The organism is Thermodesulfobacteriota bacterium (assembly GCA_040756475.1).
Lineage (GTDB): Bacteria > Desulfobacterota > Deferrisomatia > Deferrisomatales > JACRMM01 > JBFLZB01.
Genome location: JBFLZB010000088.1, coordinates 1 through 18,951, shown reverse-complemented (window position 1 = coordinate 18,951; position 18,951 = coordinate 1). Strand labels below are relative to the sequence as shown.

Below are 18,951 nucleotides of genomic sequence, written 5' to 3'. Positions count from 1 at the left end.
GGGACCCTTCCGCTCCGCCGCGCAATCCGCGGTGATTAGAGGGCATCTCCCCCAGCGAACAAATACGCCGAGCTTCACCCGTTTGCACCGGGTGCCGTCGATCGGTCGACGCGGCACGCGGCTGCGCTACAGGGCCCCCCGACCCCGCCCCAAAGTTTGATGGTGGATCCTGGGCTCCCTGGGAGGCCAAGGGCCGCGATCTGCAAAATTCACTCTTTTGGGCGATAGCGAATTCGGAACTTGTGGGGCATCATGGCGGGACTGCGAACAGGAGCGCCCGCCGCGACCGCGGGTCCTGGGTCCTGGAGGCACGGATGGTTCGTCTTCCCCGGAGTTGGACGGCCTTGGCCTTGGGCTGCCTCGTCCTGGCGTGCGCCCTGCCGCGCCCTGCCGCCTGCTCATCCCTCGACGACGCACGCACCGCCTACAAGGCCGGGCTTCGTGCGTACCGCGGGGGCGATATCGGCGAGGCGCTGCGGCTGTTCCGGGCTTCCGAGCAGGCCGACCCCTCCTACCCCTTCCCCCCCTTCGCCCTGGGCCGCATCTACCAGGAGCTCTTCGACCAGGAGACCCGCTTCTACGAGGAAGGGATCGCCGCCTACGAGCGGCTCGCCCTGCTCTTGCGGATCAACCCGCCCGCGCCCAAAGACCGTGCCTTGTACCAGGTCTTGTACTTCCTCGGCCTCTTCTACCTCAAGGGAGGCGACTACCCGCAGGCCCAGGCCGCCCTCCAGCAGTTCCTGGAGATCTCCCCCGATTTCGACAACCCCGAGGCCGTACACAACGCCATCGGAATCGCCCTCTACTACCAGGACCAGTACGACGGGGCGGTCGAGCAATTTCGCACGGCCCTGGCGCGCAACCCCTCGTTTGCCGAGGCACGGTTCAACCTGCGCAGCGTCTTCACGCGCCTGGCCGTCTACAACGAATCGGTGGTGCTCTCCCGGGCCGGCGAAGCCGAGCTGGCGCTCGACAAGATCGAGCGGTTGAAGGAGTTCGCGCCGCGCTACCTGCCCGGACGCCACCTGGAAGCGAGGATACTCAACCACCTGGGCCGGACCGAGGAGGCCTTGCGGGTGTACTCGGAGATCCTGGGCTTCGACCCCGGCGCTCCCCTGACGTTCAGCGTGCGGCTGGAGATGGCCAGGCTGCTGGCGACCCGCGGGAAGGCCGAGGAGGCGCGCAGCCTGCTCCTCGACAACCTGAACCGCTTTCCCGACCTGCAGGATGAGCGGCTCCAGCGGGAGGCGGTAGAGATGTTGGTCAAGGTCGGGGTCAAGCCGTGAACGCCTCGGGACCGGGCCTGTGGCTCACCGCCGGGGCGCTGGCCGTGACGCTGGCCGCGGCGGGCCCGGCCTGGACCGCGGAGCCGCAGCCTGCCCTCGTCACCGGCTCCCACGCAGCTCTGGAGTGCGGCGACTGCCACACGCCCGGGGGCCTCCACGACTGCACGGCCTGCCACGAGGCCGCCAGCAACATCCACCCGGTGGGAGTGGGGTCCTCCTCGCCCATGCCGGCCGAGTTTGCGCTGGCTCCCGGCGGCGAGCTCCTGTGCCGGAGCTGCCACCGCCTCCACGGAGGCAACCGGGCCACCCACTACCTCAACGATGCGGGCCTGGAGGACCCCTCCGACCGGGCCGCCTTCTGCGCCCGCTGCCACGGCGCCCAACTTGCCCGCACCAATCCCCACCAGGCGCGCCAGGGCACCAGCCGGTGCACGTACTGCCATGCCTCGATCCCCACGGGGTCCGCCCAAGGGGCGGCGGTGCGGCTCGACATCGTGCGCCTTTGCGACTTCTGCCACGGGGCGGTGGCAAAGGATCACCCCCGCAACATCGACCCGGTCCTGTCCCTGCCCAAGGGGCTTCCGCTCCAGGCCGACGGCTCCTGGACCTGCGTCACCTGCCACAACCCCCACGGGACCACGGGCACCACCCATTACGTGCGCACCGAGTTCGCCCGGCACTTCGAGCGCGGCCTCGAGGCCAACCCCCACCGCAACGAGTACTCGGCCTGCAAGGGCTGCCACACGAGCTCGGTGGCCAAGGACATCAAGGCTCCCGACTACCGGCTGCGCTACAAGGGCGACGTGAACGTGCTGTGTGTCTCCTGCCACGTCACGGATCGGGCGCACCATCCCACGGGGCTGCCGCCGCCGCCCTTCATGCTCGACGACATTCGGGCGTCGCCGCTCAAGATCCCGCTCGACGCCCAGAACCGCATCACCTGCTACACTTGTCACAGTAACCGCTGCGAGACCGGTACCCAGCGCATGGACCAGCGCCACTACAATCGGGTGACCCTGAACAACGACCTGTGCTGGATCTGCCACCGCCGGGACGAGTTTTCGAACATCAACCCCCACGTGGACGACAGCAAGATGTGCGTGCGGTGCCACGAGTCGCCGCCCATGCCGGGGACGAACACGGGCCTGCTGACCATCCCCAAGATGGTCTGCCTCCAGTGCCACGAGGTAAAGCCCCACCCCGCCAATGCCGATCATTTGAAGGCACCTTCGGCCAAGATCAAGCCCGACGGCACCCTGCCCCTGGGGCCAGGGGATGAGGTCACATGCGTCACCTGCCACGACCCCCACGCGCAACCCGTGCCCACCGCCACCCGGCTGCGCGCGCCGGCTGGCGCCATCTGCGCGCGCTGCCACTGGCGCTGACCCTCGCTCTTGCGGCGGCCAGCCCGGCCGCCGCCCAGATCTACCGGTGGACCGACGAAACAGGCGCCGTCCACTTCACCGACAACCTCCACGCCGTGCCCCCCGAGCACCGGGCACGGGCAGCGGCCCTGGACGACCGCCTCCCGCCTCCCCAACCCGTGCAGAGCATCCCCCTGGAAGCCAACGAGATGGGCTACCTCGTGGAAGCGCGGCTCAACGGCGAGGGCCCCGTGCGCCTGATTCTGGACACCGGGGCCACGGCCACCGTGCTCTCCCCCGCGGTGGCCCGCCGCCTGGGGCTCACGGTGCGCACCGACCCGCCCGTGGTGGTGCGCACGGCGGGCGGAACGGTACACGCGGGCCTCGCGGAGGTGGGGGAGATCGACGTGGGGGGCCGCAAGGCCGGGCCCCTGCGGGTGGTGGTCCACGACGCCGTGCCCGGGGCCGACGGCCTGCTGGGGATGAACTTCCTCGGCCTCTTCCGGGTCGAGCTCGACGCCGACGTCCCCGCCCTGCTCCTGTCTCCCCGGTAGGCACCGGTGAGCCGGCCCCCTATAATGGCGCGGTTTCGTCGCCGGAGACTTTCTGGAGGCAAGCTCCCATGAACGACGTCGTGGCCGTGGTGCTGGCGGCCGGCCAGGGGACCCGCATGCGGTCGTCCCTGGCCAAGGTGCTCCACCCCCTCCTGGGACATCCCCTCCTCTCGTTTCCCCTCGACGCCTGCCGGGGGGCGGGCGTGGGACGGATCGTGGCCGTGGTGGGCCACCAGGCCGACGAGGTGCGCCGGCTCCTGGGGGCGGCGGACGTGACCTTTGCGCTCCAGGCCGAGCAGAAGGGCACGGGCCACGCCCTGCTCTGCGCCCGGGAGGCGCTCTCACCCGGGGAAGGGGGCAGTGGGTTCCGGGGCACCGCGCTGGTCCTGTGCGGCGACGTGCCCCTCATCCGACCCGAGACCCTGCGGCGCCTCGCGCAAACCCATCGGCAGGCCGGCGCCCTGGTGACGGTGCTCTCCATGGAGCCCCCCGAGCCCCGGGGCTACGGCCGCCTCGTGCGGGATGCCGCCGGCCGGCTCGAGCGGATCGTGGAGGAGCGCGACGCCTCCCCCGCGCAGCGGGCGGTCCGCGAGGTCAACACCGGCACCTACGCCCTGGAGCTCCCCTGGGCCTGGGACGCCCTGGGGCAGGTGGGCACCGCCAACAGCCAGGGGGAGTACTACCTGACCGACGTGGTCGCGGTAGCCGCGCACGACGGGCGCGCAGCCGCGGTGCTCCTGGAGGACCCCGAAGAGGTCATGGGCATCAACTCCCGCCTCCACCTGGCCGAGGCCGGCGCCGCCCTTCGCCGCCGCATCAACCGGGCCTGGATGGAAGCCGGGGTGACCATCGAGGACCCCGAAACCGCCTGGATCGAGCCCGGCGTGGTCCTCGAGCCCGACGTGACCCTGGGGCCCTGCGTGCGGCTGGAGGGGGCGACCCGGATCTGCTCGGGTGTACGCATCGACCAGGGCTCGGTGGTCCGCGACTCCGAGATCGGTCCCGGCGCCCACGTGAAACCTTACTGCGTCTTGTCGGAGGCCCGGCTGGGCCCCGGCGCCCAGGTGGGCCCCTTTGCCCACCTGCGCCCCGGCGCGGTGCTCGCGGACGACGCCCGGGTGGGCAACTTCGTCGAGATGAAGAAAAGCGTTCTCGGCCGGGGGAGCAAGGCCAACCACCTCACCTACCTGGGCGACGCCACGGTGGGCGAGGGCGCCAACATCGGCGCCGGGACCATCACCTGCAACTACGACGGCGTCCACAAGCACAAGACGGCCATCGGCGACGGCGCCTTCATCGGCTCCAACACGAGCCTGGTGGCCCCCGTCACGGTGGGAGCCGGCGCCACCGTGGCCGCCGGCTCCACCCTCACCCACGACGTCCCCGACGGCGCCCTGGGCGTCGCGCGGGGCAAACAGCGAAACGTCGAGGGCTGGAATCGGAGACGGCCGGGGGGCGTGAAAAGTGAAACGTGAAGAGTGAGACGTGAAGGGTAAGGCGTGATGGGTGACCAGCTACCAACCCGATATTCCATTCGTCCCATTCGTCCCATAGGTCTCATCGCCCCCCAACTGGCTACCCCAACGGACCACGGACAACAGGCAACGAGCAACCCGCAACGAGCAAAGGTCGGATCATGTGCGGCATCGTAGGATACGTGGGAACGCAGCGCTGCACCCCCATCCTCATGGACGGGCTCCGGCGCCTGGAGTACCGGGGGTACGACTCGGCGGGGCTCGCCGTGGTCGAGGAGGGCGCCCTCAAGGTCGTCCGGAGCGTCGGAAAGCTCCTGAATCTCGATGAAAAGCTCCGGAGCATCGAGCTCTCCGGCACGGTGGGCGCGGGACACACCCGGTGGGCCACCCACGGGCGCCCGAGCGAGGAGAACGCCCACCCCCACGCCGCGGGCGACGTGGTGGTGGTGCACAACGGCATCATCGAAAACTACCTGGCGCTGCGCTCCGAGCTCACGGCCGAAGGCCACCGCTTCTCCTCCGAGACCGACACCGAGGTCATCCCCCACCTCATCTTCCGCCACCTGGGCGAGGGTTGCGGGCTCGTGGAGGCCGTGCGCCTCGCCCTCAAGCGCCTGCACGGTTCCTACGCGGTCGTGGTCCTCTCGGCCCGGGAGCCCGACCTCCTGGTGGCCGCCCGCCGGGCGAGCCCGCTGGTGGCGGGCCTGGGCGAGGGCGAGAACTTCGTCGCCAGCGACATCCCGGCGCTCCTGGCCCACACGCGGCGCTTCGTCTTCCTCGAAGACGGCGACCTCGTGGTGTGCCGGCGGGACCGGGTGGAGATCACCGACCTGGAGGGCGCCCCCGTGGTCCGGGAGGTCCAGACCGTCCAGTGGTCCCCCGCCATGGCCGAGAAGGGCGGTTACAAGCACTTCATGCTCAAGGAGATCTTCGAGCAGCCCCGGGCCATCGCCGACACCCTCACCGGCAAGCTCGACCCGGTGGAGGGCGCCGTGTACCTGAGCGGCGGCGAGAAGGCCGAGACCATCGCCCGGAGCATCTCCCGGCTCCATGTGGTCGCCTGCGGCACGAGCTGGCACGCGGGGCTGGTGGGCAAGTACTGGATCGAGCAGATCGCCCGGCTCCCCGTGGAGGTCTCCCTGGCGAGCGAGTTCCGCTACCAGGACCCCATCCTCTCCCGGGACACGGCGCTCCTGCTCATCAGCCAGTCCGGCGAGACCGCCGACACCCTGGCGGCCCTGGCCGAGGGCCGGGACAAGGGCGCTCCCATCCTCTGCGTGTGCAACGTGGTGGGGTCGAGCATCCCCCGGGCTTCCGACGCCGTGCTCTACACCCACGCCGGCCCCGAGATCGGAGTGGCCTCCACCAAGGCCTTTACCACCCAGCTCGTCACCCTCTACCTGCTGGCCCTCTACCTGGCCTCGGCCCGAGGCGTCCTCGGCCGCGGCCGCCTCATCGAAAAGATGGAAGCCCTGCGGGCCGTCCCCGCCGTCGTGGAGCGCACCCTGGAGCTCGACCCCCACATCGAGGCCGTGGCCAAGACCCTGGTGGACGCCAAGAGCGCCCTGTACCTCGGCCGGGGCCTCCAGTTCCCCATTGCTCTCGAGGGCGCCCTAAAACTGAAAGAAATCAGCTACATCCACGCCGAGGGCTACGCCGCCGGCGAGATGAAGCACGGCCCCATCGCCCTCATCGACGACCAGCTCCCCGTGGTCGCCATCGCCCCCCGGGGCTCCACCTACGAGAAGATGCTCTCCAACGTCCAGGAAGTGCGCGCCCGCGACGGCCGGGTCGTGGCCGTCGTGACCGACGGCGACACCGCCGTGGCCGGGATGGCCGACCAGGTGATCCCCATCCCCGAGTTCGCAGAGGAGCTCCTGCCCATCATCGCCACCGTCCCCCTCCAGCTCCTGGCCTACCACGTGGCCGTGCTCAAGGGCACCGACGTGGACCAGCCCCGCAACCTCGCCAAGAGCGTGACGGTGGAGTGAGCGCGCCACCCCGGACCCGGGCCAGATCCCGGACCCGTCCGGCGCCGCCCGGGGCAAGGCGATGAGCTGGCTGTTTCCCGCCTCGGTCAGCACCTTCGTCGCCTCCGCCACGGTGGCCGGCATCTACGGGTATCTGGCCACGTCCCACCGGGAGCGGCATCTGCGGCTGTGGGCGTGGTCGTGGAGCACCTACGCCTTCCGGTTCCTGTTTCTCATGGGAGAGGTCCGGTGGGGAAGCCACTGGGGCGCCACCCTGGGCTACATGGGCGCTTCGGTGGCCCACGCCATGCTCCTGCTGGCGGGAACCGAGGTCTTCACACGGGGCACCCTCTCCCGGCGCTGGGCCTGGATGGGGGCGGGCGCTCTCGCGTGGGTCGCCGGGGCGCTGGCCGCGGGGGTGTCGCCCGCGGTCCTCTCGGTGCCGGTATTCGCCGTCCAGGCGCTTGCCGACTTCCTGGTGGCTGCCGCCCTGCTTCGGTCGGCGCCGAAGCCGCGTCCGCCGGTGCTCGTCTTCACCGCCGCCTGCTTCCTCCTGTGGGGGCTGCACAAGCTCGACTACCCGGTGCTCCGGTTCGTGGAGGGCTTCGCCCCCGTCGGGTACTCCCTGGGAGCCTTCTTCGGCCTGGCCACCGCCCTGGGGATGCTCCTCGTCTACTTCGAGAAGACCCGCTCCCTCCTGACGGCGCGCTCGGGGCAGCTGGAGGCCGAAATCGAGGAACGGCGCCGCGCCGAAGAGGCCCTGCGCGAGAGCGAGCGGCGCCTGAGCACGATCCTGGACAATGTGGGCGCCCACATCTTCATCAAGGACACCCAGTACCGCTACACCTACGCCAATCGCACGGTATGCGAGCTCCTGGGCCGCAGCCTCGGGGAGATTCAGGGCAAGGTCGACGCTGACTTCTTCTCGCCCGCCTCCGCCGAGGAGATCCAGCGCAGCGACCGCCCCGTGATCGAGCGGGGGGAGACGGTGGTGCGCGAGGAAACCGATCTCACGGCGGCCGACGGCGTGCCGCGCACCTACTGGACGGTCAAGCTCCCCCTGCGCGACGAAAGCGGCACAGTGACCGGCCTGTGCGGAATCTCGACCGACATCACCGCACGACGGCAGGCCGAGAAGAAACTGGAGTCCCGGAACCGCTACATAGAGACCATCCTGGAAAATGCCCCGATCGGCTTTGCGGTCAACACGATGGACGACGGGGAAGTGGTCTTCGTGGGAAGCAAGTTTGAGGAGATCTACGGGCTGCCCCGGGGCAGCTTGCACTCGGTGGTGGACTTCTTCGAGAAGGTCTATCCGGACCCCGAATTTCGGGAGCAAATGCGAACGCGCATCCTGGCGGACATCGGCTCGGGGGACCCTTCGCGCATGCGCTGGGAAGACGTGTCCATCACAACTGTGCAAGGGGAGAGGCGGTTCGTCACCTCCACCAACATCCCCCTCCCCGACCAGAACCTCATGGTGTCCACCGTGCAGGACGTGACCCTGCGTCATCGGGCCGAAGAGGCCCAGGAGCGCCTCCAGGCCGAGCTGGCGCAGGCGCAGAGGATGGAGTCCATCGGGCGCCTGGCGGGAGGGGTGGCCCACGACTTCAACAACATGCTCACCGTCATCCTGGGGCACGCGGAGCTGGCCCTGACCCGGCCTGGGGTACCCGGTCCGATCCAGACCGACCTGGCCGCGATCCGGCGCGCGGCCGAGCACTCCGCCGAGCTTACCCGGCAGCTGCTCGCCTTTGCCCGCAAGCAGACCGTGGCCCCCAGGGTGCTGGACCTCAACGAGACCGTGGGCAGCATGCTCAACATGCTGCGCAGGCTCATCGGAGAAGACATCGGCCTGGCATGGAAGCCGGGTGCGAACCTGTGGCGGGTCCGCATGGATCCCTCCCAGATCGACCAGATCCTCGCCAACCTCTGCGTCAACGCCCGGGACGCCGTCGCAGGAAAGGGCGCAGTCACCATCGAAACCCGCAATGTCCTCCTGGACGAAACCGCCTGCGCCCGTCGCCCGGACTTCCGGCCCGGCGACTACGTCCTGCTCGCCGTGAGCGACGACGGCTGCGGCATGGACCAGGAGGTGCTCGCGCACCTCTTCGAGCCGTTCTTCACCACCAAGGCCACCGGCCAAGGCACCGGCCTGGGGCTCGCCACCGTGTACGGCATCGTAAAGCAGAACGAGGGCCTCATCGCCGTGCACAGCGAGCCGGGCCGGGGTACCCGGGTCGAGCTCTACCTGAACCGCGCCCCGGAGCCGGCCCCCGATATCGCCGGCGCTGCGCCAGAGCAGCCCCTGCGGGGGCGTGGGGAGACGGTGCTCCTGGTGGAGGACGAACCGAGCATCCTCGACCTGGGGCGGGCCATGCTGGAGCGGCTGGGGTACCGGGTGCTCGCCGCCGGCAGGCCCGACGAAGCCATCCGCCAGGCCGAGATCCACCCCGGAGAGATCGCCCTCCTGGTCACCGACGTGGTGATGCCGCAGATGAACGGCCGGGATCTCGCCCAGCGGCTCGCCGCGCTCCGGCCGGGGATCCGGTGCCTCTTCGTGTCGGGGTATCCGGCCGACGTCCTGGCCCACCACGGCGTCCTGGGCGAGGAGATCGCGTTCCTCCCCAAACCCTACACGTCGCGCGAGCTGGCGGCGAAGATCCGCGCGGTGTTGGATGGGGCGTAGGTGGCGGCTCGCGGCGACCGGCCACAAAACGTGGGAGGGCGGGGCAGGGGCCGCGGACGCACCCTTGGAGGTCTTTCGACGGCTACCGCGGTGCCGCGGCCCCCTGGGCAGAGTCCCTCATGCGCGGGTGCGCGGAGGCGGGTCCCACGAGGCCTCCTCGGCCTGAAGGGCCCCGGCCAGGAGCCGCCGGTAGCGGGCGCGGGGGATCTCCACGGCCCCGAAACGGGCCAGGTGCGCCGTCACGAACTGGGTATCGAAGAGGACGAACCCGCCCCGCCGCAGCCGCTCCGCCAGGTGCACCAGGGCCACCTTGCTCGCGTCGGTGCGGCGGCTGAACATGCTCTCCCCCGCGAACAGGCCCCGGATCGCCACCCCATACACCCCTCCCACCAGCTCTCCGTCGGCCCAGGTCTCCACGCTGTGCGCCAGCCCCGCCTCGTGGAGCGCGCCGTACGCGTCGACAAGCTCGGGGGAGATCCAGGTGCGCTCCCTCCCGGGGGCCGGCGCCCCGCAGGCCTCCATCACCCTTCGGAAGGCCGTGTCCACCCGCACCTCGAAGCGCCCCTGCCGCACGGTGCGCGCCAGCCGCCGCGGCACGTGGAAGCCCTCCAGGGGGAAGATCCCCCGGGGGTCCGGGTCGTACCAGTGGATCCTCCCCCGGTCGTCGGCCATGGGGAAGTACCCCCTGCAGTAGGCGGCCACCAGGAGCTCCGGGGTCAGGGGCGGCGGCGCGGTGCGGCGGGCGGGCATGGGAGGCGGTCCTGGGAAGGTTGGCGCGGGCCCCCGGGAGCTCCCCGGTCCCCCAAACTTCTAGCCCTTGCGCTCACCGGGGTCAAGACACTCCCTCGGCGCACCCCGGCTTCGACCGGTTCAGGGATGGCGGACCGAGCCCCGGCGGACCCTCCCCCCGGGGCTCGAGTCGTGGTACCGTCCTCGGATCGCGAGAGACCGCCGGCGCCTTCTGCGAGAGGGCCAGCCATGGGAAGCCCAAGGGGAACGGGGGCACGAGAGAAGCCCCCCGCGTTGCTCCCGAGTGCCGAAGACCCACCGGCTCTTGTTCTTCCGCTCGCTCCGGGGTCGAGCCCCGCCTGCCGCTGAGCCGCCCATGGATCTTCCGTCCTTGAAAGAGAGGGTGACGCTTGCGGTCGACGCCGCCTCGAACGAGCTCATCGACCTGAGCCGCGCCCTCCACGCCGACCCGGAACCGAGCGGCCGGGAGCACCGGGCCGTGGCGCGGCTGGTGGCCGCGCTGCGGGCCCGCGGGTTCGAGGTCGAGACCCCCCTGGCCGACCTGCCGACGGCGTTCGTTGCGAAAGCCAGAGGCTGTCGCCCAGGACCCGTCGTCGCACTCGTGGCGGAATACGACGCCCTTCCCGACATCGGCCACGGCTGCGCCCACAACCTGATCGCAGCCGGACACCTGGGGGCCGCAGTGGGTGTGAGAGAGGTGCTGGGGGACCTGCCGGGCGAGCTCTGGCTCTTCGGCACGCCCGCCGAGGAGGACGGCGCCGGCAAGGTGGCGCTGGGCAGGTCGGGCGCCTTCTCCGGCGTCGACGCCTGCCTCATGTTCCACCCCTACACGGAGACGCTCCTGCTCCGGCGAGACCTCGCCCTCTCGGAGGTGGAGTTTACCTTCTTCGGCCGCCCTGCCCACAGCGCGGCGGACCCCTGGCGCGGCCGAAATGCCCTTGACGGCGTCCTCCTGACCCACGCGGCAGTAAACGCCTTGCGCCAGTACCTGAAGACGGGGGCGCGCATCCAGGGCATCGTCACCCAGGGGGGCAGCGCCGCGAACGTCGTCTCCGACCGGGCGGCCACCCGGTTCGTCTTCCGTGCGTTCGAAGAGCAATACCTGGGCGAGCTCTACACGCGGATGCTCGACTGCGCCCGGGGCGCCGCCCTCGCCTCGGGGACCCGGGTGGAGGTCCTGGAGCGGTCACGGCTCCCCAGCACCCGCTTCAATCGCGTGCTCGAGGGGGCGGTGCGCGCCAATCTGACCGCCCTCGGGGCCACCCTGCGCGAGAACGTGTCGTGCTACGGTTCGACCGACTTCGGCTCCCTCAGCCGCCGCCTGCCCTCGTACTGGTTCTTCGTAGCGACCCACCCCGAGGGCACTACCTGGCACTCTCCCGAGGCGGCGGGGCTCTCCGTCTCTGACCGCGCGCACCGGGGCATGCTCCTGGGGGCCAAGGCCGTGGCCTGCAGCGCCGTCGACCTCCTCGCCCAACCAGAGCTCCTGGCAGCCGCAATCGCCGAGTTTCGTCAACCCGCACCCTGAGCCCCCCGGCGTCCCTCCCCCCGCCCTCCGCTCGCCGCGGCGGCAAGCCTTCCGGAGCCCGTCCGCGGCCCGGCAGCTCCGCCAGCCGGCACAGCAGGTCTTCGTCGGCCTCCAGGCGCCCCCGTTCGGGTCACAGGCCGGGCACAGAAAATCCCCCGGTGTCCCGAATCGGGACACCGGGCCGCCCGCCTGCGCGGAGGGTCGGGCCTGGCGCCGCCCGAATGCTGTTCTATATCGGGACAGTGGGGAACTCGGCGTAGCCGCCGGGGGCCGCCCCGGGTGCGCCCGGGAGTGTGGACCCGGCCTCAGCCTCACCAGAGCTCCGAGCATCGAAACCCTGGAAAGACCGCGCTTTCCGGGGTGCCACCCGCGCACGGCGGAGCGCGCTTCCCCGTGCCGCGAGTCCCCGGCACCCACCGCCACCTGGCACGCGGGTTGCAAAGTTTCCAACAAACAGCGTTTGCATCGTCCGCGTCAGGGGCAAACCTCCACGCCGACCGACACCCGCGGCTCCTTCGTCCGCCCCGCTGCCCCCGGCCTCTCCGGGGAGGGGCGCCCACGTTCACAAACCGAGAAGGGAGACAGACATGCACCGACCAGCCAGTCCCGAAGGAAAGTCGCAAGTGGCAGTTCCGGGAGTCCGCTCCGGGGACGTCGGCATCGAGTTCGACAAGGAGTTGCAGAAGAAGCTCGATTACCAGCTGGGAAAGCGGGAGCTCTACCCCTACGCCGGGATGCACGTCGCCGAAGTTCTGAAGGAGCACGGCGTCACCATCGCATTCGGCATCTTCGGGGGCCACATCTGGAACTTCGTGGACCCGATCAGCCGGATCGGCATCAAGAACATCACCTTCCTCCACGAGCAGAACGCCGTGTACTGCGGCGAGGCCTACGCGCAGGTCTCCGGGAAGCCGGCCGTCTGCTACACGACGGTAGGCCCCGGCGTCGGAAACGCGGTCAGCGCCATCCAACAGGCGTACCTCTCCAACTCTCCCATCATCTTCCTGTGCGGCGGTCACGAGATCGAGCACGACAAACTCTACAACACCATCCAGGAGAGCTACGCAACGGAGCTGTGCGCGAGCATCTCCAAGTGGGCCCAGCGCCTCGTATACCCGCATCAGGTCAAGCAGTTCATGACCCGGGCGTTCAAGGAGGCACAGACCTTTCCCCAGGGCCCGGTCGTCATGGAGTTGGGCATCAGTTGTCTGCTGACGCAGGACGACGTCAAGGAAAAGGTCTGGTGGGGGCTGTGGGGCGACCATGCCAGCTGGATCCCCTCGTGGCGCGGCGCCGAGAACATGGGAAAGCCGATGGTCTCCGGCGGGAACCCCGACGACATCGCAGCGGCGGTCAAGAGGCTCTACGAGGTCGAGCGCCCCTACATCATCCTGGGCGACGGGGCCAACTGGGCAGACGCCTCCAACGAGCTCACCGAGCTCATCACCCTGGCGAAGATTCCGTTCACCACGCGGCGCACGGGCCGCGCCGTCGTATCGGAGAAGCATGAGTACTACTTCCGGGGGCTTCCGAAGTTCCGCAACGAGATCGAGGTGATCGTCCCGGTGGGCCTGAAGGTGGGCTTCTTCGACGGATACGGGGTCGACTGGCCCGAGACGATCCAGATCTCGGAGAGCACCTCCCAGGTGTGGACCTACCTTCCCACGAGCACGACCGTCATCGGCAACCCCAAGGTGGTCGCCCGGCAGATGATCGACTACATCAAGGCCAACAACCTCCAACCCCCGGCGGGCCGCGACGCCTGGATCGAGAAGATCCAGAAGGCGCGAGGCGAGTCCGAGAAGCGCCGGCGCGACAAGGCCATGCACTACGGGTTCGCACATCCGAAGTACAAGACCGAGCGCTGCATGCACTATGGATACCTCTCCCAGGCGCTCGCCGACTATCTGGAGGAGAAGTACGAGAGCCGCGTGCGGATCATGATCGACGGGTACACGATGTCGGACTTCTGCATGCCGTACCTGAAGGCGACGCGACCCGCCCAGATCCTGAGCTCCGCCGAGCAGGCGGGTGTGGGCCACGGGGTTCCGATGGCCATGGGGGCCGCCTTTGCCCAGCTGGAGCAGGGCGACCGCACGCCGGTGCTCGCCCTCATGGGCGACTCCGGGATGACCAACGCCGGGATGGAGATCGACACGGCCGCCCGGTACAAGCTCCCGATCGTGTATCTCGTGACAGAAAACAACGGCTGGATCGCGGGCATGAAGTACCACTGGTACGGGCCGAACTGGGAAAACCTGGGCGAGCAGGACCGCGGTGGCGCGGTGTGGAACGGCATCGAGCAGGACTTCGGCGGGCTCGCGGGAGAGCGCGAACCGCGCCTGCGGTTCGACCACCTGGCCCAGAACCTCAACTGCTACGGCGAGTACTGCGACCGACACGAGGATTTCCTGGCAGCCCTCCACCGCTGCTTCCAGGCTGCGGAAAAGGGGCAGCCGGCCGTCCTGCACTGCAAGATGGACGTCGACCTGATCAACTCCAACATGACGGGGCCCGTGTACTGCCTCATGTTCGCACACCTGCCCTGGTGCGACCTCCCCGACCGAGGCAAGCGCGCGCGCAAATCCATCTGGGGCAAGGGCGATCGCTTTCCGGGCCTGTCCGAAGTGGACGACATGACCCACCACGACGCGTGGGAACCCCTCTCAGAGGAGGAGAAGAAGCTCAGGTAGCGCTCTGTGTCGGCGGGGGGCCCCCGTCCCTCGTGGCGCCGGGACCCGCCGCGTCTCCTGGAACGTCTGTGGCGCGCACGCCCCTTCGGGGGCGCTGTCGCGTCGGGGGCCCGAAGTCTCTTGCCTCTGCCGGAGCATGCCCTTGGACGGCTTTGGCCCGGGTTCGAGGAGAGAAGAAGGGAGGAATGCACCCCACGTGCGGCAACGTGCATTTGCAGCGACTGCCGGATCAGCCTAGCATGTAACTCTGAACTCGATAGCAGAGTTTGCTGATTGCGAACAAAGAATATTCTTAGTGAACGAGGCGGTCGATGGCGCGTTCCGACAGCAACCCCTACCTCTCCTATCCCAAAGACAGAAAGAAGACTTTCGGCCTATGGGAACGATTCCATGTGGTGAACGGTCGCGAGCCCGCCTGTACCGACCCGTACGAGCGCCTGATCCACGAGGATTGGAGCCGATGCCGAAGCCTTGGCATCGACCCTGGGATGCGCCAGGGGGTCCTCGTTTCCAAGGAAGAGTTCGACGGGATTCTGCGAAGCCGGGCTCTGTTGATTCGGAAGGCCGAGCCCGCCCTGCGCAAGGTGCACGACCTGCTGGCCGACGTGCCGGGCATTCTGATCTTCACGGATGAGCAGGGAACCATTCTTCAGATCTCGGGGGACTCCAAGGTGCGGGATGCCGCAGCCGATTCGTCCCGAATCGTAGAGGGCTCCCGCTGGCTCGAGTCGCTGGCCGGCACCAACGGGATCGGCACCGCCATCGCCCGCCGGGGCCCGGTGCACGTCTACTCCACGGAGCACTTCTGCGAGGGCTGGCATCGGTGGACCTGCGCCGCGTCCCCGATTCTGGATCCCTTCGGGGAGAGCGTCATGGGGGTCATCGACTTTACGACCATCGACAAGGACTACCGCGATGACGCGCTGGCCCTGACCTACTCCCTCGCCACGAGCATCACCACCGAGCTGCGCCTCCAATTCGAGCTCGAGCGGATGCAGCTGATCCACAACTTCTCCATGCACCGGGCGCGATACCCGACGGACCCGTTGGTGGTCGTGGATCGGAGGAACCACGTCGTGCGAAGCTCGGCTACCTTCGCAGAAGGGGAGACGCTGCCCCCCGCGTCTCTGGACGCCCGCAACGGCGCGGCGCGGGAGGTTCGAGAGATCCGCTCGGCGGGCAGCGAAGAGCCCATCGGCTGGCTCGTGATCCTCAGCGAGAAGCGCCGCACCGGACGAGCTTTCTCCTCGGGCGATGACCCGAAGGGCGTAACCGCGTTCGGCGACTTCGTGACGCGGCAGCCGGAGGTGAAGACTCTTCTCGGCCAAGTCGGCAAGGTGGTCCCCTCCCACCTGAGCGTTCTCCTGGTCGGAGAGACGGGGACCGGAAAGGAGCTCATCGCGAGCCATATCCACGAGACGAGCCCCCGCAGGTCCGGGCCCTTCGTGGCGGTGAATTGCGGGTCCATCAGCAAGGAACTGTTCGAGAGCCGCTTCTTCGGCTATGAGAGGGGGGCCTTCACCGGAGCAGACCCCCGGGGACGGCAAGGGCTCTTCGAGGCCGCAAACGGCGGGACCCTCTTCCTGGATGAAGTGGGCGAGATGCCGCTCGACATCCAGACCGGGCTGTTGCGCGTGCTGGAGACGGGGCGCTTTCGGCGCGTGGGCTCGCTGAGCGAGGTCTCCACCGACTGCCGCATCATTGCGGCGACCAACCGGTCGCTCCTGGAGGAGTCGAAGCGGGGGGCGTTCCGGCCCGACCTGTACTACCGCCTGAGTGTCGCGAGCTTCGTGATCCCCCCGTTGCGAGACCGGCCTGGGGACATCCCGGTGCTCATCGATCACCTCTGCGGGCGCATTGCCCGAAGCCACGGCCTCCCCCTCAAGCACCTGACCCCCGAAGCGGTTGCCGTGCTGGCCTCGTGGTCGTGGCCCGGAAACGTGCGGGAGCTGCGCAACGTGCTGGAGACGGCCATGGTCTGCGCAGACAATCCGATCGACGTGGGCGATCTCCCTGCCTGGCTGCGGGAAGGGGCGCCTGGGGGCCAAGGGGCGGCGGCGGGAAGCAGCGCGGCAGGGCTCGGTCCCTGCCCGGACCCGGCGATCGAGGCGTTCGATGCCGGGGGCGCGTTCGACATGAAGGATCACGTGAGAGCCCTGGTCGTCTCGGCCCTGGAGCAGCTGGGCAACGTAAGCCAGGTGGCCAAGGCGCTCGGGATCTCCCGGTCGCGGCTCTACCGCCTCTTCCAGACCCTGGAGATCCACCACGGGCAGTACATCAGGTGCCAGAGGCCTCCGCGCCCCAAGGCTCCCGACCGAGGCTCTCGCCGCTTCGCGGCGCGGGCGGGGCACGATCCTTCGGACCACAAGGCGAAGCTCTCGCAGTAGCGTCTATCCCCGGTCCTCCAGCGGCACGTACTCCTTCCCAAACTCCCCCACGTACCGGGCGCGCGGCCGGAAGATCCGGTTGTTCTCCAGGTACTCCAGGACGCGGGCCGTCCAGCCGGCGACCCGGCTCACCGCAAAGATGGGGGTGAACATCTCGGTCTGGATGCCCAGGGCTCGGTAGACCAGGCCCGAGTAGAAATCCACGTTGGGAAAGATCTGCTTGCTCTGCCCCAGACGCTCGACCACGTGGGTCTCGAGCTGGCGGGCCACTGCGAACAGGTCCGTCGTTTCCCCCTCGCCCTGGGCCAGGAACTCCGCGAGGGGTCCGAGCACCCGGGCACGAGGGTCGTAGGCCTTGTAGACCCGGTGGCCGAACCCGGGGATCTTTCGCTTGGCGGCCGCCGCCTTGTCGAGCCACACCCCCACGTCGCCCGCCTCCCGCACCTCCTCCAGGGTGTGGATCACCTGTTCGTTCGCCCCCCCGTGGAGGGGCCCGTTGAGGGCTGCGATGCCCGAGCCCACGGAGAAGTAGAAGTCCGACAGGGTCGAGGCCACCACCATGGCCGCAAACGTGCTCGCGTTCATGCCGTGGTCTGCGTGGAGGATGAGGGCCACGTCCATCACCTTCTCCTCCACGGGGCTCGGCCGTCGGCCGGTCATCATGTAGAGGAAGTTGGCGGCGTGGCCGAGGTCCGGGTCCGGCTCGATGGGGAGCCGTCCCCGGTGGACCCGGGCGACGGCGGCAGCGACGGTGGAAAGCCCGGCGATGAGGTGGTAGCACGCGCCCAGTCCGGATCCCTCGTCCCCGTTCCCCGAGGGCCCGGGACCCAACCGCCGGCGCCGTTTGAACTCGTAAATGGCGTGCTTGTCCCCCCGCGGCACGGTCTCCATGGGGATCGAGTCCTCGTCGGCGCCGATCACGCTCATGGCCCGGGGGTGCCACTCCTTCTCGTCCATGTGGGTCAGCTCCTGGCGCATCATCATCACGCCCAGGCGCAGTGCCGCCATGGTGCTCATGCGCTCCACCGGGAACCCCAGCACCGCCCGCAGGGTGGAATGAAGGTGGCGGTACTCGGCCAGGGTCTTTCGAAATGCTGCGTACTCCGAGGCACTGGGGAGCCTGCCGTGGAGCAGGAGGTAGCTCACCTCCTCGAAGTTCGAGTGGGCGCACAGCTCGAAGACGTCGTAGCCCCGGTAGATCAGCCAGCCCTTGGCGCCGTTGACGTACCCCACCTTGCTCTCGCAGGCGATGGCGCCCTCCAGGCCGGGTCCCACCGTGCACTGGATGGGCCACTCGGCGGGCCTCACGAGCTCGGGCTCCGGCTCGGCGCTGGTCTCGCGGCGGGCCTTCCGGCCCGCTTCCAGGATCAGGGCCTCCACTTCCTTCACGCTTCGGGACACGGGGCAATCCTCCTTGCTGGAAGACTCGGTGGGTAGGGGAGCGAAACGGGCGTAACCGGCCGGCCGCTCTCTATCCGAAGGACAACGAGAAGCGAGTGTAGGAGCCTGCTCCCGCAGGCGACTTGCCGCACTGGCGGCAGGGGGAAGGGTCGGCCTTCGGCCGAAATCGCCAGCAGGAGCTGGCTCCTACAGAGGAACCGGACCGGCTCCGCGCTCGACCGGTTACGCCCGAGCGAAACGAGGGCGCCGGGCACGGCACTGCCGTGGTCTTCACCCAAGAGACTCGTTGCGAAGGGAAGAAGTACCCGGCGCAGGCGGGAGGCGTCAAGCCCCAGCCGCAGAGCGAGGCCCTGCCCTCACGCCCCCGGGACGGCCGCCTGCAAGAAAATCTCCACGAGCGGAGGGTCCAGGTGGTCTCCGGCCATCGACCGGAGGATTTCGGCGGCCTTGGGCCACGGGAAGCCCGGGCGGTAGGGGCGGTCGGAAGTGAGGGCGTCGAAGACGTCGGCCACGGCCACGATGCGCGCTTCCAGGGGAATCGCGTCCCCCGGGAGCCCGTCGGGGTAGCCCGTACCGTCCAGCTTCTCGTGATGGTGGCGGATCACGTTGGCCACGACAGGGGATACCCGAGCGTGACCCGCCACCTCGGCACCCCAGGCCGGGTGGTTGCGCACCACCGCGAACTCCTCGGGGGTGAGCGCGCCGTTTTTGTTGAGGATCCCCTCCGGCACCCCAATCTTGCCGCAGTCGTGGAGCCAGCTGCCATACCGGATTTGGCACTTGAGGTCATCGCCCAGCGCCAGGCCCTCGACAATGCGCAGGGCATAGAGCGCCACCCGGTCGCAGTGGCCCCG

Annotated in this window: 12 protein-coding genes; 9 read left to right on the top strand and 3 right to left on the bottom strand. The window is 69.2% G+C overall.

Annotated features, from left to right (window positions below):
* Window positions 1-314: 314 nt before the first annotated feature.
* The 6 genes from AB1578_13565 (at window position 315) to AB1578_13540 (ending at window position 9,338) form a co-directional block, all read left to right on the top strand.
* Complete coding sequence (locus tag AB1578_13565) at window positions 315-1,286, top strand: tetratricopeptide repeat protein (GenBank protein MEW6488929.1); 972 nt, start codon at window positions 315-317, stop codon at window positions 1,284-1,286.
* Entirely contained in the window at window positions 1,283-2,671 is a 1,389-nt protein-coding gene (locus tag AB1578_13560) for a cytochrome c3 family protein (GenBank protein ID MEW6488928.1), read from the top strand. Before AB1578_13565 ends, AB1578_13560 begins: the two co-directional genes overlap by 4 nt.
* Window positions 2,572-3,204, top strand: a complete 633-nt coding sequence (locus AB1578_13555; protein MEW6488927.1) for an aspartyl protease family protein — start codon at window positions 2,572-2,574, stop codon at window positions 3,202-3,204. The genes AB1578_13560 and AB1578_13555 overlap by 100 nt, the downstream gene beginning before the upstream one ends.
* 68 nt (window positions 3,205-3,272) lie before the next feature.
* Complete coding sequence (gene glmU / locus AB1578_13550) at window positions 3,273-4,679, top strand: bifunctional UDP-N-acetylglucosamine diphosphorylase/glucosamine-1-phosphate N-acetyltransferase GlmU (GenBank protein MEW6488926.1); 1,407 nt, start codon at window positions 3,273-3,275, stop codon at window positions 4,677-4,679.
* A gap of 161 nt (window positions 4,680-4,840) precedes the next feature.
* The gene (gene glmS / locus AB1578_13545) at window positions 4,841-6,670 is read left to right on the top strand and encodes a glutamine--fructose-6-phosphate transaminase (isomerizing) (protein MEW6488925.1); all 1,830 of its coding nucleotides are present in this window, start codon (window positions 4,841-4,843) and stop codon (window positions 6,668-6,670) included.
* Window positions 6,671-6,731: 61 nt separating this feature from the next.
* Window positions 6,732-9,338, top strand: coding sequence for a PAS domain-containing protein (locus AB1578_13540; GenBank protein MEW6488924.1), 2,607 nt, complete (start codon window positions 6,732-6,734; stop codon window positions 9,336-9,338).
* A gap of 117 nt (window positions 9,339-9,455) precedes the next feature.
* Here the strand turns inward: AB1578_13540 and aat are convergent, their stop codons facing one another.
* Window positions 9,456-10,088, bottom strand: a complete 633-nt coding sequence (aat, locus tag AB1578_13535) for a leucyl/phenylalanyl-tRNA--protein transferase (protein ID MEW6488923.1) — start codon at window positions 10,086-10,088, stop codon at window positions 9,456-9,458.
* A gap of 382 nt (window positions 10,089-10,470) precedes the next feature.
* Here aat and AB1578_13530 point away from each other — a divergent pair, with 382 nt between their 5' ends.
* From AB1578_13530 to AB1578_13520, 3 genes are all read left to right on the top strand, one after another.
* On the top strand, window positions 10,471-11,616 hold the full coding sequence (locus tag AB1578_13530; protein ID MEW6488922.1) for a M20 family metallopeptidase: 1,146 nt from the start codon (window positions 10,471-10,473) through the stop codon (window positions 11,614-11,616).
* A 623-nt stretch (window positions 11,617-12,239) separates the two neighbouring features.
* The gene (locus AB1578_13525) at window positions 12,240-14,309 is read left to right on the top strand and encodes a thiamine pyrophosphate-binding protein (GenBank protein ID MEW6488921.1); all 2,070 of its coding nucleotides are present in this window, start codon (window positions 12,240-12,242) and stop codon (window positions 14,307-14,309) included.
* 311 nt (window positions 14,310-14,620) lie between these two features.
* A complete protein-coding gene (locus AB1578_13520) occupies window positions 14,621-16,696 on the top strand; it encodes a sigma-54-dependent Fis family transcriptional regulator (GenBank protein ID MEW6488920.1) in 2,076 nt (691 codons plus the stop codon).
* A gap of 3 nt (window positions 16,697-16,699) precedes the next feature.
* Here AB1578_13520 and AB1578_13515 read toward each other — a convergent pair whose 3' ends face one another.
* Both AB1578_13515 and AB1578_13510 read right to left on the bottom strand, forming a co-directional pair.
* The gene (locus tag AB1578_13515; protein MEW6488919.1) at window positions 16,700-18,097 is read right to left on the bottom strand and encodes a citrate/2-methylcitrate synthase; all 1,398 of its coding nucleotides are present in this window, start codon (window positions 18,095-18,097) and stop codon (window positions 16,700-16,702) included.
* Window positions 18,098-18,453: 356 nt separating this feature from the next.
* Window positions 18,454-18,951, bottom strand: a 498-nt coding sequence (locus tag AB1578_13510) for an HD-GYP domain-containing protein (GenBank protein MEW6488918.1), incomplete at its 5' end; no start/stop codon positions are given.